This window comes from Myxococcus sp. XM-1-1-1, assembly GCF_020037095.1.
Classification (GTDB): Bacteria; Myxococcota; Myxococcia; order Myxococcales; family Myxococcaceae; genus Myxococcus; species Myxococcus fulvus.
On the sequence record NZ_JAIQDH010000020.1, the window covers coordinates 38,740 to 53,212 of the forward strand.

Sequence of the window (14,473 nt, forward strand, 5' to 3'; positions counted from 1 at the left end):
AGTGACAGTTCCGCGGTCATCGGGTGTTGAAGGGGGCCTCATGCGTTCCAGACGCGGTGTCTTCCTCCCGCTGCTCGTCCTCACCACGCTGTCCGTCCTCGCGCACGCCCAGGGTGTCCCCTCGCCCGCGTCGGACGCGCGCGCCATCGAGGTCCAGCTCCAGGCCAGCGACGGCGGCACCGTGCTCTCCGCCGACGACGCGGAGCGCTTGGGTGTCACCGAGGATGGCCGCGAGGCCCGACTCCAGCCGCCCACGCTCGTCACGCCCTCCCCGGCCGCGTGGCCCGAGGGGCTGGAGGGCACGCCGGGCGAGGTGACGCTGGAGCTCCTGGTGGACGTGGAGGGCGCGGTGGCCGAGGTGAAGGTCGTGGCCGCGCCCCAGGAGCCCCGGCTCACCGAGGCCGCGCGCCAGGCCGCGGCGGGGCTGCGCTTCACGCCCGCGGTGCTCGCCGGCGCGCCGGTGGCGGTGCGGCTGCCCTTCGTCTATCGCTTCGAGCCGCCCGCACCCGTGCCCCGCTCCACCGCGAGCCTCTCCGGAGAGGTGCGGGCCCGGGGCACGCGCCGTCCCCTCGCGGACGCCACGCTCTTCGTCGACGGCGCCACCGAGCCCTCGGGCGCGGTGGACGCGGACGGGCGCTTCACGCTGGCGCTGCCGCCCGGCGTCCACCGCGTGGAGGTGCGCGCGCCGGGACATCAACCGGGCACGTTCGAGGAGACGCTGTCGGAGGGGCAGGCGCTCCAGGTCATCTACCGGCTGCAGCCCGGCCGCGTGAATCCGTACGAGACGGTGGTGCGCGACGAGCGCCCGCGCACGGAGGTGACGCGAATCACGCTGCACGAGCAGGAGCTTCGCGAGGTGCCCGGCACGTTGGGAGACCCGTTCCGCGTGGTGATGTTGATGCCCGGCGTGGGCAGCCTCGCCTCGGGCATCAGCTACCCGGTGGTGCGCGGCAGCCAGCCCGCGGCCACGGGCTTCTTCCTCGACGGCGTGCGCATCCCCATGCTGTACCACCTGATGCTCGGGCCGGCGGTGCTCCACCCGGACTTCATCGACACCGTGGACTTCTTCCCGGGCACGCCGCCGGTGCAGTACGGCCGGCTGCTGGGCGGCGCGGTGGATGGACGGCTGAGCCGTCCGCGCGAGGACCGGCTGCACGTCACCGCCTCGGTGGACCCCATCAACGCCGGCGGCTTCATCGAGTACCCGTTCGAGAGCACCGGCACCTCCGTCAGCGTCGCGGGGCGCCTCAGCTATTCGGCGCTGTTGATGACGCTGGGCTCCAAGCTGCTCAGCTCGGCGGAGACGGAGAAGCTCCACGCCGACTTCTGGGACTACCAGGCGCGCGTCGAGCAGAAGGTGGGCCAGGGGCGGCTGCGGCTGTTCGCGCTGGGCAGCTCGGACGACGTGGGCTCCTCGCCCTCGCTCGACTGGGTGGGCATGACGGGCGGCCGCATCGTCTCGCGCTTCCACCGCGTGGATTTGCGCGGCACGCACCCGCTCGCGGGCGGCGACGCGGAGGTGGGCTTCACCTTCGGCACGGATGCGCTGGGGTTCACCGGCCAGGAGTCCTTCCGCACGGCGAGCGGCGCCATCGACTACCAGGACGTCGGTGAGTACGCGCTCGAACAGCTCACCTTCGCGGCGCGCGCGGGCTGGAAGCGGAGCTTGAGCGACACGCTGGAGGTCGCCGTCGGGGGCGACCTCGAGCACCGGCGCGCGGCCACGGACATCCGGGGCACCGGCATTCCTCCCGGCAGCCGGCCCGGCGAGACGACGGACCCGCTCAAGAGCCCGTCCTCGCTGGCGCTGTTCTCCGGCGCGTATCTCTCCGCGACGTGGCTGCCCGCGCCCGGATGGCTGGTGCAGCCCGGCGTGCGCGTGGACAACTACCACCTGTCCCCCGGCATCAACCACACGGTGGCGGAGCCGAGGCTCACGGTGCGGCGCCAGCTCACGGACGCGCTGGTGCTCAAGGGCGGCGCGGGTGTCTTCCACCAGACGCCCACGGTGCTGGTGCACCTGCCCGCGGTGGACACGTCCAGCCTGCGCCACGGGCTCCAGGAGGGCCTGCAGTTCGACGTGGGCGCCGAGTGGAAGGCGGTGGAGGGCCTGGAGCTGAGCGGCGACGTCTTCTACAACCCGCTCACCCGCACGGTGGAGCTGGACCTGCGGCAGGTGGTGGAGAACCGCCGTCGCCGGGGGCTCGACACGCCGGACCCGTCCGCGAGCGGGTATGCGTACGGCATCGACCTGATGGCGCGACACCCCTTGGGGAGGGACTGGTTCGGCTGGGTCTCCTACAGCTTCCTGCAGAGCAAGCGGCGCGTGCGCTTCGACCGGTACGGGGATGATGACCGCGTGGTGGAGACGGTGGAGGGCACGCTGCCCTTCGCCTTCGAGCAGGCGCACGTGCTCAACGCGGCGCTCAGCTACAAGCTCGGCAACAACTGGACGGTGGGCACGGTGGTGCACTTCAACACCGGCCGCCCCGAGTCCGGCGAAATCACCACGCTGACGCAGCGCCTGGTGACGGACGCGGACGGGACGCAGGATTGGGTGCGACAGGACCGCGACAAGGCCGAGCGCCTGGACGCGTTCTTCCGCGTGGACCTGCGCGTGGCGAAGTCCTGGGCGATGGAGGACTTCACGCTCGACGCGTACCTGGACATCCTCAACGTGTCCGCGCGGCAGGAGGTGTTCGCGTACGACTACGGCTTCGACGAGGCCCTGCGCCCCGAGCGCAAGCCCACGCGCTTTCCCATCATCCTGCCGCTGCTCGGCGCGAAGGGGACCTACTGACATGCCGCGACTGCTTCGTTGCCTGCCCCTCGTCGCGCTGCTCGTCACGGGCTGCGACCGCAAGCCGGAGGACCCCGTCTTCGTCTACGGCCTCCTGCAACACCTGGATGGCTCGCCGCGCCCGGACGTCGCGTTGACGTTGGAGCGCACGCGCCAGCCGAGCTACGAGCACCCCGAGAACGAGGGCTTCAAGCCCTACACGGAGGCTCGCAGCGAGGGTGGGGGCCAGGTCACGCTGGAGGTGCTCCACGGAGACGCCCTGGAGGAGGGGGAGTACGAGCGGACGCAGTACCGCTTCCGGCTGGCCGCGCCGCTCGAGGCGGGGCATGGCGTCTACACGTCCTTCGTCTTCGAGGACGACGTGGAGATTCCTCCCCTGCGCCCGTGGGCGCCGAACCTGACGGTGGGGCGGGGCGCGGAAGGGCTCGCGCTGTCGTTCGACGCGGCGCCGCCGGTGCCGCCGCTGCCGCCCTCGGGGCGGTTGATGCAATGGGAGTCGGGCGATTCGCCGGACCTGGTGGCAATCGAGCCGTGGACGCCCTACCCGGTGGTCCAGCTGCATGGCCCGGGAGGAAGGCTCTGGGAGGTCCATGACGCGGCGGCGCCCTGGCGTCCCAATCCCTATCAACTGGAGGACTTCGCCGGGGTGGAGGCGCAGGTGCGCGCGGTGAGCCTGGGCACGTGGATCTTCCGTCCGCTGGCCTCCAATGACAGCTCGGTGTCGTTCCGCGTGGAGTGGCGGGGTCCGCGTGTCCCCGTGCCCGTGGGCACGTTGCACCCCGTGAGCCGAGGGGCCGCGTGCACGCCTGCTCCCGTGGGCGAGCCGTGTCCGTACACGGATGGTCTGCTGCGCAAGGTGCGCACCACGCAGGGCGAGGTGGACTCCGGCGTGAACGAGGTGGTGCTCCAGTGGGAGGCCCCCATCCGTCCCCGGCACGCCGTCATCCGGGAGGTGGAGCTGCATTCGAGCGCCACGCCCCAGCTCCTCTTCCAGGTGGAGGGCAGCCTGGATGGAGGGAGCTGGGCGACGCTGGGGAGCGCGCCGTACGAGAACTACGACGACGTCGAGATACGAGACCCGAGCTTCTCCACCGCGCTCGACCACACGGCGGAGGACAGCCCCTATGGGGATGGGCCGCTGGACATGAAGCGTCCGGCGCGCTTCGTCGAGGTGGCGCTGACGGGGGAGGTGCCGGTGCGCTTCGTGCGCCTGCGGGTGTTCGCGGGAGGAGGCTCGTGGACGATTCCCATCTCCGCGCTCTCGGAGCTCTCGGTGTTCGAGTAGGGGCCATCGCCCTGGAGAGCAGGTTGCTGCCCGGGGGACACGTGTCGACGTTGCGCGAGGTAGTCCACATTGCCTCGAAGGAGCAGGCCCTTGCGTACGACGCCCGAGAAGAAGATGTCCCTGCTGACGGAGAACGAAGCCCAGCTCGTGCTCGCCAGCGCGCCCCGCAATCTGATGGAGCTGTCCCGCCGCGAGCTGCGAGGTCGCATCCAGCGCGCGCGGCGGCTGATGGACAAGTATGACGGCCTGGCCACGCGTCAGCGGCGCGAGGCCCTGGGCAGGCGCACGCCCACGCGCTCCAAGCGCGCCGAGGGCAACGCGAACACGCGGCGCAAGGCCACCTACTTCCGTCAGGCGCTGATGCGCTTCGAGAAGCGCCTGGCGATGCTGGACCGCCAGGAGGCGATGATGGCCAAGCGGGCCCGTGTCACGAGGAAGGCCACGGGGGCCCGGAGGACGACGAGGGCCGCGGGTGGGAGTACGCGGAGGACTCGGACGGCGACGCGGACCACGGGCGGCGCGCGGAGGACGCGCACGGGCACGGCGACGCGAGCCGTGGGTGGGCGCAAGCCCGTGCGCCGCATGAGCGCCGCGGGTCGCACCGCGACGGGCTCGGTGCGCGAGATGAAGGCCCAGCGCCGCAAGGGTGGGGCTCGCAAGCAGCAGGGCTTCAGCTCGATGCGGCGCGCGTCCCATGTCCAGGGTCGCAACCGGCGCACGCAGGCGCGCAAGGACTCGCGCCGCTGAGCTTCTCGGCTCACCGCACCGCCTCGCCGAACCCGACGAGGCTCGGCGAGGAAGTCGTCAGGATTGAGCGGAAGTCGGCGTGGACGCGTACAGCGCCGAGACTTGCTCCGTCACGCTCTCCAGCCATGCCCGCGCCAGTGCCCAGTTGCGAACCGGCTTCGGATAACGCCACGCGGGGAAGTCCGTCTCCTCGTCGCTGCGACAACCCGCGGTCGCGACACCTTGGGCGTCGACCCAGGCTTGCGCTTCGACTGCGAGCGACGCGAGCCGCTTGTCCAAGCCCCATGCGCAGATGACGAGCGGCGCGCCCAGCACGTCGGTGCCAATCGCCGCATTCGCCTCTGCGAATACGCACCCCAGGTCCGCGTGGGTCGCGCCCTTGCTGATGAGCGCGAACAGGTCGGCGCTCTTGGCCGCGCGAACATCGGACAGGTTCACGACCCGCACATGGGTCATGCCGACGGCCTCCATGACACGCATGATCCGGTACTGGACCGCGTCGGGTTTGGTGGGCACCAGGAGCCCCGCATGCTCGCGCGAACCGAAGCCTGGCTTCGGCGCCGATGAGCCCGGATTCATCATCACCACCAACGCCTCAGGCTGCTCGGCGAGCTTCTCGGGCGGGAGCGGAGCGAGCACCAACGGCTTGCCTGCACGAATCTCGAGCACGGCTCGCCGCTGGAAGTCGGCGCGCGCATCATCCCAATCGTGGAACAGACCCCAACAGGCGTAGTGGTTCTTCAGGCGCTTCATGGCGGCTCCCTGATGGGGGGTTCGCCGCGCTCCATCCGCGTGGGATGGAGCGCGCAGTGACGCGAGCCTCAGGCCCGCCGACGGCGCGTGAGCGCGGTGACACCGGCCAGCGAGAGCATCAGCCACAGCGCCATCGCGCCGGGGCCCGTGGCGCTGCAGCCACCGCCCGTCACCTGGGGCTCCTCGGACGAACCCGAGTCGGGCTGACCGGGGTTGCCCGCATCGGGCGTCCCCGGGCCGGCGTCGGGCGTGCCAGGGCCCGCGTCGGGCGTCTTGGTGATGGTGCTCTCGTCCAGGTACGCGCCGCACGCCGGGTCGGCCGTGCCCTCCGCGCGGTGCGCCAGCGCGAGCGCATACGCCCCCGCGCCGAAGCCCACCATGGGGGAGTTGTACTTGTAGGTGCCATTGAGCTCGTCATACGTCTCGGACACCGCGAGGTAGTTCTTCAGCGACTGGTCCGTCACCCACTTGAGCACCCGCTCCGCGCGCTCCGGGTCTCCGGCCATCCGCTTCGCCATGGCGCCGCGCAGGCTCACGATGACCCACTCCGCGCTGTCGTACTCGCCGCCCCAGGGGCTCAGGTCCGCGCCGCCCGTGTGGTCATAGCGGTCATCGTTGCGCGACCAGCCCGCGCCCGCGGGAGAGGACAGGCGCAGGTCCAGTCCGCGAATCGTCTCGCGAGCAATCTTCCCCGCCGGGTCGAACAGCTCGAACGCGAACGCGTCCAGCACCGCCGCGTCCCAGTAGCCGCGACCCGAGCGCACCTCCTCCAGGTTGGAGCCGAGCGCGAAGTTGTGGTCCGTCAGCTTCTCCGCCATCGCGCGGCGGATGGACTCACCGGCGTTGCGGTAGCGCGTGGCGCGCTCGGTGTCACCGACGCGCTCGGCGAGCGCCGCCGCGTCACACAGGCCGCGCGCCGCGGTGAGGCTCGTGTACGTCCACGAGCGCTGCCGTCCGTTCCAGTGTGTCTCCCAGATGGACGAGTCCGCGCGGATGAGCCCCGTCTGCGGGTCGATGAGCGCCACCAGCGCGTCACCCACCTTCGTGGACACGGTGGGCCACGTCTGGTCGACGAGGGTGACGTCTCCGGTGGTGCGCTCGTAGTGGCGCAGCGCCCAGAGGAACAGGCCGAAGCCGTCGAACTCGATGTTCGGTCCCGCCTCGTTGAAGTCCGTCTCCTCCACGCCGAAGCCGTGGTAGCGCGTGAGCGTGATGATGTAGGGCGGCATGGAGTACGGCTGCAGCTCGCGCCAGTTCTGGAACCGGCCGCTGTCCGCGTTGAGGTAGTAGGACAGCGCCTCGCGCGCGTCCGTGTTCATGCCCAGCGTGGCCATGGCGGCGGCCGCGTAGGCGCCGTCGCGAATCCATGCGTAGGTCCACTGTCCGGGCGGGAGGCTCGCGAGCACCGCGCCCTTGCCCGCGTGCTTCACCAGGCCGGGCAGCGTGGCCGGTGAGCCATTGGGGGCCTTGAAGCGCGTCGCGCGGGGCTCGCCGTCGCGGGAGAGGAACTCGCGCAGCCAGGCCTCGCTGGAGCGGACCTGGGCCATGTGCATCACGACGGCGGAGTGGCGCAGCAGGGTCTCCTCGTTGTCGGACAGGCCGGTGGGGACCTTGACGGTGTCGTTCTGGAAGGAGGCCCAGCGGGCGACCTCGGCGTCGACCAGGGCCTTGGCGTCGGAGGTGCCCACGTAGTCGGACAGCCACTGGCGCGCGGTGGCGGAGCCCTCGGGGTTGCCGAAGTGCACGAAGGCGACGCCGGCCCACTTCTCCGCGCCGGCGGCGATGTCACCCAGGTTGAACTGGTAGGCGGTGGCCCAGCCCTTGGCGGCCGAGGGCTGCGCGGTGAAGTCCTGCAGGTCCTGGCCGCCGCCGCTCTGCACCACGTTGTAGCCATTGGCGGCCCCCGTGGCGGTGGAGATCCACGCGGCCTTGCGAGCCACGGCGCCCAGGGGGCGGCCCACGACGACGCCGGCGAAGCCCTTCTCGACGAAGTCGTTGCCGCTCAGTTCCACCGTCTCGCCGTTCTCGTCGATGTCGGACATGACGCCGGGGCGGCCGTAGCCCAGGTGGAAGTTCTGGAGGGAGAAGACGCTGACGCCGGTGGAGGGCGCGGTGCCGGTATTGCGCACGCGCAGGGCCATGACGAAGGCGGCGTGGGGGAGGGACTGGGGGGCGAAGACGTAGGTGGTGACCTCGAGGGTGCCCACGCGCTGGACCATGCGCGCGAGGCCCGTGCCGCCGTTCTCACCGGAGGCCCAGGGGGCGTAGCCGCTCGCGTCCAGGTCCACGTCCTGGGCGCTCAGCCAGCGCTGGGAGCCGCCGGAGCGCAGGCCGAAGAACGCGTCGAAGAGGACATCGCGCGCGTGGACGACCTGGGGCTGGCCGCGGACGAAGACGTCGTTGCCCACGCCGTCGATGACGGGCTCCTCGGTGGCGAAGAGGTGCTCACGGAAGTGGGCGACCTTCTTCTGCTCCAGGTCGAGCATCACGGCGCCGTGGCCGTTGGAGGAGGCGAGCTTGGTGAAGGTGCGCTGGACCGCGACCTCGGCGCGAGCCTCCAGGGCGAGGCCACACAGCAGGGGGGCGAGGAGGAGGGTCAAGGCCCGGGCGGGGGCGCGACACAGGTGGGGGAGACGCTTCATGCCGCCGATTCTGGAGTGCTTCCCGCCCCAGGCCAACCGGGTACGTCGCTTCCCTGTGTCACGGGTGCCCGTGGACCCGTGACGGTGGTCCGCTCCGGCGACGAGTTGCCAGGCAGCTCAGACCTCGTCGAACCGTCCTCCCGAGATACCGTTCGCCTCCAGCGCGTCCTTGAGCTCCTCGTCGACGATCAGGGCCGCGGGCCATCCCCAGGGTCGGAACACGCGCGCATTCACGACCTTCGCTGGGTCGATTCGCAGACCGATGACCGACCGGTACTCGCCCACCCGGTCCGCATGCAGCTTGTCGTCCGCGGTGTAGAGCTGCACCTCACGGCAAGCTGCATCATCGATACAGCGAATGGTCCGAGCGACATTCAAAATGAAATAGGGGCTCGACTCTCCTTCGACCTCCACCGGGAACAACTGCACATCGTCTGGTGCCATCTCGCGGAAGATGGACGCCACACGCCCGCTCACGACAGGTGCCAACCCTGTTCCGGCAAACTCGATATCGAGCGGTATTCCTGGACGAGAGATGGGCACTCTCAGCTGCGCCTGTGGCGCGATGGGCCGCCCATCCGAGAACATCCAGACATCCTCCAACGCCTGACCTGTCACTGACGTCGGGTCGTCGAGGTACCACCGCCCCTTGACGTATTCGTCCATGCTCAGGTCGAAGTAGCGCTGTGCCATGTCCCTACTCTTGAGCGCTCTGCACGAAGAGACCTCTCAACTCGGACCCGTCACCCATGAGGCTCCATGCGCTCCTGGCAAGTTGCTCCGCCAGCGAGCTCGGCAGCGCTCCTGGTCCATGCCGACCGTGCATTTGGGGTGCTACCAATCCTGGGGCTCTCCAACTCGTGGCCCATGAGCAGTGGATGAACTGTCGGGCAATCCACACTGACGACAAGGCAGTGCGCGCAGACAGCCGGGCAGCGCTGGCGCAACCATCCTCGGAACCGCCACGGCGCGGACACTCGATCACGAGCTACAGCCCTGCTCCGCGCTTACTGCAGGTCCGTGGCCGTTCACGGCATTGAGCCGCGGCTTCTGACGCACGGCGCCTTTCCCATCGAGACACCGTAAGCCCCCGCGTCCCCTCGGGTTTCACGCGCGCGTGACACAGGGCACGCCGTGCATCGCGGCATCCGCGCGCACCGGCTTGGCGTCAGGAGACAACGGGTTGTCGCCCACGTTCGTCTCAAGACATGCGACTTCTTGCGTTCTGTGAAGTGCACGGCCCTCGGTCAACCAGGCCGAGACACGGGGGGGACAAAGGCATGATTTCGCTCGACGGGTCCACGGTGAGACTCTGGAAGACGCTGAGCTGCTTCCTCAGGGTCCTCATGACGCAGGTGCTCTACGTGGCACCGCTGTTCTGGTTCATGGAGCTGTCCCAGAACGTGGCCTGGCGATGGATGAACGGCGACTGGGGGTGGCACTACCCGGAGTCGCCGTACCACTGGTTCTCCTTCGGCAGCATGATTCTGTGGGCCGGGTGCGTGGGCCTCTTGTGGACCCTGCACTACTTCTGGTTCTACCCGCGCCGCGTGAAGGTCTGGACGCGCGTGGGCATCGGCGCCGTGGTCTGCTTCATGGGCGAGTGGTTCGGCGGCTACATGGCCGCCAACATGTTCGACCATCCCCTCCAGGTGTGGCCGGGCTCGCCGCTCATCTACGTGCACTACGCGGCCATGTTCTTCTGGGTGAGCAACGTCATCGTCTACCACCTCGTCACGGTGAACGTGGTCGACCTCACCCCCACCTACGACGCCCCGCCCGACACCGGCGCCCAGGTGGCCTGAGTCTCCGGACACCCGTCCCTCCAGGGCAGGGCTCTGTGCTGGAATGCACGCAACGCCAGTCACGCGTGAGTCCCTCGGGCTCACGTGAGGCAGCGCAGGCGCGGTTCCACACAACCTGGAGGTAGCCCCATGCTGAACAAGATGTTCATGTCCGCGGTGGTGATGCTGGTGGGCCTGATGGGCGTCGTCGCCACGAGCGGTGCCGAGGTGACGAACCTGGATGCCAGCGAGCAGGTCTGTGTCGCCGCGCACACCGCGCAGGAACTGGTGCCTCCGGGCCCCACGGCCGCGTGCCCCTCGTACTGCGGCCCGGCCCGGGTCGCCTGTGTCGCCGGCTGCAACGGCGACACCGCGTGCCGCGCTTTGTGCCAGGACCAGTACATCACCTGCTGCGGTTTCTGAGCGTCGCCCGTTCCTCGCCGCGTGGCTTCTCGCGCGGCGAGCCAGCGACCGGAAGAACAGTCCCGCCCATGAAAGACACCCCGGGCGAACACTCGAATCGCTCACTCGAGGTGCCCGACTCAATCACTTACAGGCCAACCCGCTACGGCCAATCCGGATCGCACTGCCATCGCCCCAAGCAGACGCAGCTTCCAGGAATATCGACCGGATAGCAGCACCGCCTCCTCGTCTCCTCTCCGCACTCCGTCCGGTGCACGAACTTGCAGGGCGTATCGTCAATACACCCAGGCGGCGAGGAGGGGCACGGCATGAAGACCCCGTCGCACGTCACGCCCTGGTAGTCCGTCGTCGTGCACGTCGAGGTCCCCGTCGGACAACTGACCGAGCCCGAGGAACAGAGCGCGGTACAGACCGCGAGCTCTTGCGAGGACGACTCCAGCACCTCGCCCTCCACAGCGACCTCGGTCGACGCGCCTCCACATCCCATCACCAGACCGACAGCACAGGCCAAAACCCACCACTTGAAGCACTTCATGGCAGCCCTCCCGTTTCGTGGAGCTGTGCGAGCCAGGGATGTTCGAGCCACCCCCATCCTCGGGCAGGCGTGCCAGCCTGACAATCGTGTCCCCTGGGACCCACCCGCTCACGGCGCTTGCCTTTGCAGTTGCTCGAACGCCCCACCGGGCAACGACTCACACGCATCTTCATGCCGTGTACCTGGCCCCACTGAGCGATGCTGTCCGCCGGCCCCCTTCACCCCCAGGGACGAGCACATGACCGTCAAGCGCTTGGACAACATCGGCATCGTCGTCGAGGACCTCCCGGCGGCCATCGCCTTCTTCACCGAGCTGGGCCTGGAGCTCGAGGGCGAGATGCCCGTGAAAGGTGACTGGGTCGACCGCTGCGTCGGACTCGAGAACGTCCAGGTCGACATCGCGATGATGCGGACCCCGAATGGCCCCACCCGCCTGGAGCTGACGAAGTTCCACCACCCGACCGCGACCCACGGCGAGCCGAAGGACGCTCCCGCCAACATCATGGGCCTGCGTCGCATCATGTTCGCCGTCGACGACATCCACGACGTCGTCACCCGCCTGCGCAAACACGGCGCCGAGCTCGTCGGCGAGGTCGCCCGCTACCAGGACCTCTACCTGCTCTGCTACCTCCGAGGCCCCTCGGGCATCATCGTCGCCCTGGCCGAGGAGCTCCGCTGAAGCACCCTCACCCCACCATCACCCCACGCCCCTCCAGCGGGAGCCGCAGCCGCGCCCGGCACCCACGTCCCTCCGGACGGTTCTCCAGGCGCAGCGTGCCACCGTGCGCCTCGGCAATCTGCTGACTCAGCGCCAGGCCGATGCCGCTGCCCTGCGGCTTCGTCGTGAAGAACGGCACGAACAGGTTCCCCGTGTCCGCCAGCCCTGGGCCCTCGTCCTCCACCCAGACCTCCACCGCCCCCGGCGACAGCACCGCCCACGACACCCAGACGTCGCCCCCGCGCGGCTCCGCCAGCACCGCGTCCACCGCGTTGCGCACCAGGTTGATGAGCAACTGCTCCAGCTGGTCCGAGTCCCCCCGCACCACCAACGACGGCCCCGTCCGCACCGCCACGGGCTTGCGGTGCTCCAGCGCCGCCACGCGCCGCACCCACCCATCCACCTCCACGCCTCGCAACACCGGCGGCGGCAGCCTGGCCAGCCGCGCATACGCGGACATGAACCGCGCCAGCGCCTCCGAGCGCCTCGCCACGATTCCCAGTCCGCTCTTCGCGTCGTCCTCCCAATCCGACGGCCTGGGCTCCATCACCAGCGTGTCCCGCAGCGCCTCCGCGATGGACTGGATGGGCGCCAGCGAGTTGTTGATTTCATGGCTCAACACGCGCACCAGCCGGCGCCACGCCTCGCGCTCCTGCTCGCGCAACGCCAGTCGCAAATCGGCAATCACCACCAGGTGATGCGGCAGTCCCCCCTGACGGAACGCCCCGCGCCGCAGCTCGTACGGCCCGCCTTCCTCCGCGAAGGTGCGCGACAGCCTGCGCGGCGCCGGCCCTTCCAAGAGGTCCGCCAGCCCCACCGAGCCTGCGCCCTTCCCCATCAACTGCGAGCGCGACTGGCCCAACAGCTTCTCACCCGCCCGGTTCACCAGCCGCAGCGTCCCCGCCACGTCGAACGCCAGCACCGTGACGTCGATCTCCTCCATCACCTGCTCGAGCAGCGCCCCCGCCTCCAGCGCCCCCAGCCGCTGCTCGCGCAAGGTGTCGCCCAGCGCGTTCACCTCCAGCAGCACCTCGCCCAGCGCGTCGCCCGCCCGAGCCCCCCGCCCGCGCGTCGAGTAGTCCCCCTCGCGCAGCGCGGCCAAGAGGTTCGCCACCGCGTGCAGCGGCCGCATCACCCGCTCGCGCACCAGGAGCCCCACGCCCAGGAAGATGCCCACCACCAGCGTGGTGAGCGTCCAGCGGACCTTCGACGAGAAGTCTCCCGTCCACACCAGCGCGAGCGACGCCACCCCGCCCGGCAGTCCCGCCAGCCACGTCAGGGCCAGCACCTGCAGGTCATGTGGCCAGGGCCCGCGCTCGCGCCTCACCTTGCTCCCTTGATGCCGTAGTACTGGAGCCGACGGTACAGCGCGCTGCGTGACAGGCCCAGCCCCTTCGCCGCCTCGCTCACGTTGCCCTCATGCCGCGCCAGCGCCCGCTCGATGAGGTAGCGCTCCACCTCCTCCAGCGTCATCTCCTCCAGCCGCGACAACCCCTCACGCCCCGCCCGGCGCAGCAGCAAATCCTCCGCCGTCACCTCGTTGCCCACCGCCATCAACAGCGAGCGCTCCACCGCGTGCTCCAGCTCGCGCACGTTGCCCGGCCACGGATAGGACAAGAGCGCCTCCAGCGCCCCCGCCGACATCCGCACGTCATGGCGCCCGTAGCGCTTGCCGTGCTCGGCCAGGAAGTGCGCCGCCAGCAGCGGGATGTCCTCGCGCCGCTCCCGCAGGGCCGGCAGCGGCACCTCCACCGTGTTGAGGCGGTACAGCAGGTCCTCGCGGAAGCGGCCCTCGGCCACCGCCTTGGGCAGGTCCACGTTCGTCGCGCTCACCACGCGCACGTCCACCCGCCGCGTCTTCGACGAGCCCACCGGGTGCAGCTCCCCCGTCTGCAGCACGCGCAACAGCTTCGCCTGCTGCGACAGCGGCATGTTCCCGATTTCGTCCAGGAACAGCGTGCCGCCGTCCGCCAGCTCGAAGCAGCCGATGCGGTCCGTCTTCGCGTCCGTGAAGGCGCCCTTCACGTGGCCGAACAGCTCGCTCTCGAAGACCCCCTCCGACAGGCCGCCGGAGTTCACCGCCACGAAGGCCCGGTCCGCGCGCGTGGAGGACGCGTGCAGCAGCCTGGCCACCACCTCCTTCCCCGTGCCGTGCTCACCCGTCACCAGCACGTTGGCGGCCGACGGGGCCACGCGCTCAATCATGCGGCGCACCGGCATCATCGCGCGCGACTCGGAGACCAGGTTCGGCAGCCCGCCCTGTCCCCGGCGCAGGTGCTGGTTCTCCTCCTCCAGCCGGCGGCTGCGCTTGAGCGCGCGGCTCAGCTCCAGCTGCGTGCGCAGCGTGGCGAGCAGCCGCGTGTTGTCCCACGGCTTCTGCACGTAGTCGCGCGCGCCGCCACGCATGGCCTCCACCGCGCCCTCCACGCTGCTCCACGCCGTCATCACCACCACCGGCAGCGACGCGTCCTGCGCGCGGATGCGGCCGAGCAGGTCCATGCCCTCCTTGCCGGACGTGGTATCGCGCGCGTAGTTCAGGTCCATCAGGACCAGGTCCACGTCCTCGGCCTCCAGCGTGGCGAGCGCTCCCGCGGGCGACTGCGCGGTGACGACGGTGTGTCCGTCACGCTTGAGCAGCAGGCGCAGGGCCTCCAGCACGTCGGCCTGGTCGTCCGCGATGAGGATGCGCGAGGGCCTCGCGGCGGCCACCAGGGCCGGCGACGCAGGGACGGGGGTGGGAACGGAAACGGAGAGTGATTCGGACACGGAGGTCATCCAGGAGAAAG

Annotated in this window: 11 protein-coding genes; 6 read left to right on the top strand and 5 right to left on the bottom strand. The window is 70.1% G+C overall.

What is annotated here, in order from left to right:
• Positions 1–40: 40 nt before the first annotated feature.
• The 3 genes from K8640_RS31045 (at position 41) to K8640_RS31055 (ending at position 4,832) form a co-directional block, all read left to right on the top strand.
• Positions 41–2,800: a TonB-dependent receptor domain-containing protein gene (locus tag K8640_RS31045; RefSeq protein WP_223750389.1), complete on the top strand. Its 2,760-nt coding sequence runs from the start codon at positions 41–43 to the stop codon at positions 2,798–2,800.
• Position 2,801: 1 nt separating this feature from the next.
• The gene (locus K8640_RS31050) at positions 2,802–4,085 is read left to right on the top strand and encodes a hypothetical protein (protein WP_223750390.1); all 1,284 of its coding nucleotides are present in this window, start codon (positions 2,802–2,804) and stop codon (positions 4,083–4,085) included.
• A gap of 90 nt (positions 4,086–4,175) precedes the next feature.
• The gene (locus K8640_RS31055; protein WP_223750391.1) at positions 4,176–4,832 is read left to right on the top strand and encodes a hypothetical protein; all 657 of its coding nucleotides are present in this window, start codon (positions 4,176–4,178) and stop codon (positions 4,830–4,832) included.
• Between the two features lie 57 nt (positions 4,833–4,889).
• Here K8640_RS31055 and K8640_RS31060 read toward each other — a convergent pair whose 3' ends face one another.
• The 3 genes from K8640_RS31060 to K8640_RS31070 all read right to left on the bottom strand — a co-directional run bounded on the left by K8640_RS31060 (position 4,890) and on the right by K8640_RS31070 (position 8,920).
• Positions 4,890–5,585 (bottom strand): hypothetical protein, encoded by a 696-nt coding sequence (locus K8640_RS31060; protein ID WP_223750392.1) that lies wholly within the window; start codon positions 5,583–5,585, stop codon positions 4,890–4,892.
• A 68-nt stretch (positions 5,586–5,653) separates the two neighbouring features.
• Positions 5,654–8,227, bottom strand: a complete 2,574-nt coding sequence (locus K8640_RS31065; RefSeq protein ID WP_223750393.1) for a glycoside hydrolase family 15 protein — start codon at positions 8,225–8,227, stop codon at positions 5,654–5,656.
• A gap of 117 nt (positions 8,228–8,344) precedes the next feature.
• Positions 8,345–8,920 (bottom strand): imm11 family protein, encoded by a 576-nt coding sequence (locus K8640_RS31070; RefSeq protein ID WP_223750394.1) that lies wholly within the window; start codon positions 8,918–8,920, stop codon positions 8,345–8,347.
• Positions 8,921–9,507: 587 nt separating this feature from the next.
• Here K8640_RS31070 and K8640_RS31075 point away from each other — a divergent pair.
• The 3 genes from K8640_RS31075 to K8640_RS31085 all read left to right on the top strand — a co-directional run bounded on the left by K8640_RS31075 (position 9,508) and on the right by K8640_RS31085 (position 11,648).
• Positions 9,508–10,032: a hypothetical protein gene (locus tag K8640_RS31075; RefSeq protein ID WP_223750395.1), complete on the top strand. Its 525-nt coding sequence runs from the start codon at positions 9,508–9,510 to the stop codon at positions 10,030–10,032.
• Positions 10,033–10,161: 129 nt separating this feature from the next.
• Complete coding sequence (locus K8640_RS31080; RefSeq protein ID WP_223750396.1) at positions 10,162–10,434, top strand: hypothetical protein; 273 nt, start codon at positions 10,162–10,164, stop codon at positions 10,432–10,434.
• A 773-nt stretch (positions 10,435–11,207) separates the two neighbouring features.
• Positions 11,208–11,648 carry a VOC family protein gene (locus K8640_RS31085; protein WP_223750397.1) on the top strand — a complete coding sequence of 147 codons (441 nt, stop codon included), beginning with the start codon at positions 11,208–11,210 and terminating at the stop codon, positions 11,646–11,648.
• Between the two features lie 7 nt (positions 11,649–11,655).
• On the opposite strand, the gene K8640_RS31090 is transcribed toward K8640_RS31085, so the two are convergent.
• Together K8640_RS31090 and K8640_RS31095 are read right to left on the bottom strand one after the other, a co-directional pair.
• Complete coding sequence (locus tag K8640_RS31090; protein ID WP_223750398.1) at positions 11,656–13,014, bottom strand: ATP-binding protein; 1,359 nt, start codon at positions 13,012–13,014, stop codon at positions 11,656–11,658.
• Positions 13,011–14,462, bottom strand: a complete 1,452-nt coding sequence (locus K8640_RS31095; RefSeq protein ID WP_223750399.1) for a sigma-54 dependent transcriptional regulator — start codon at positions 14,460–14,462, stop codon at positions 13,011–13,013. Before K8640_RS31095 ends, K8640_RS31090 begins: the two co-directional genes overlap by 4 nt.
• Positions 14,463–14,473: the final 11 nt, after the last annotated feature.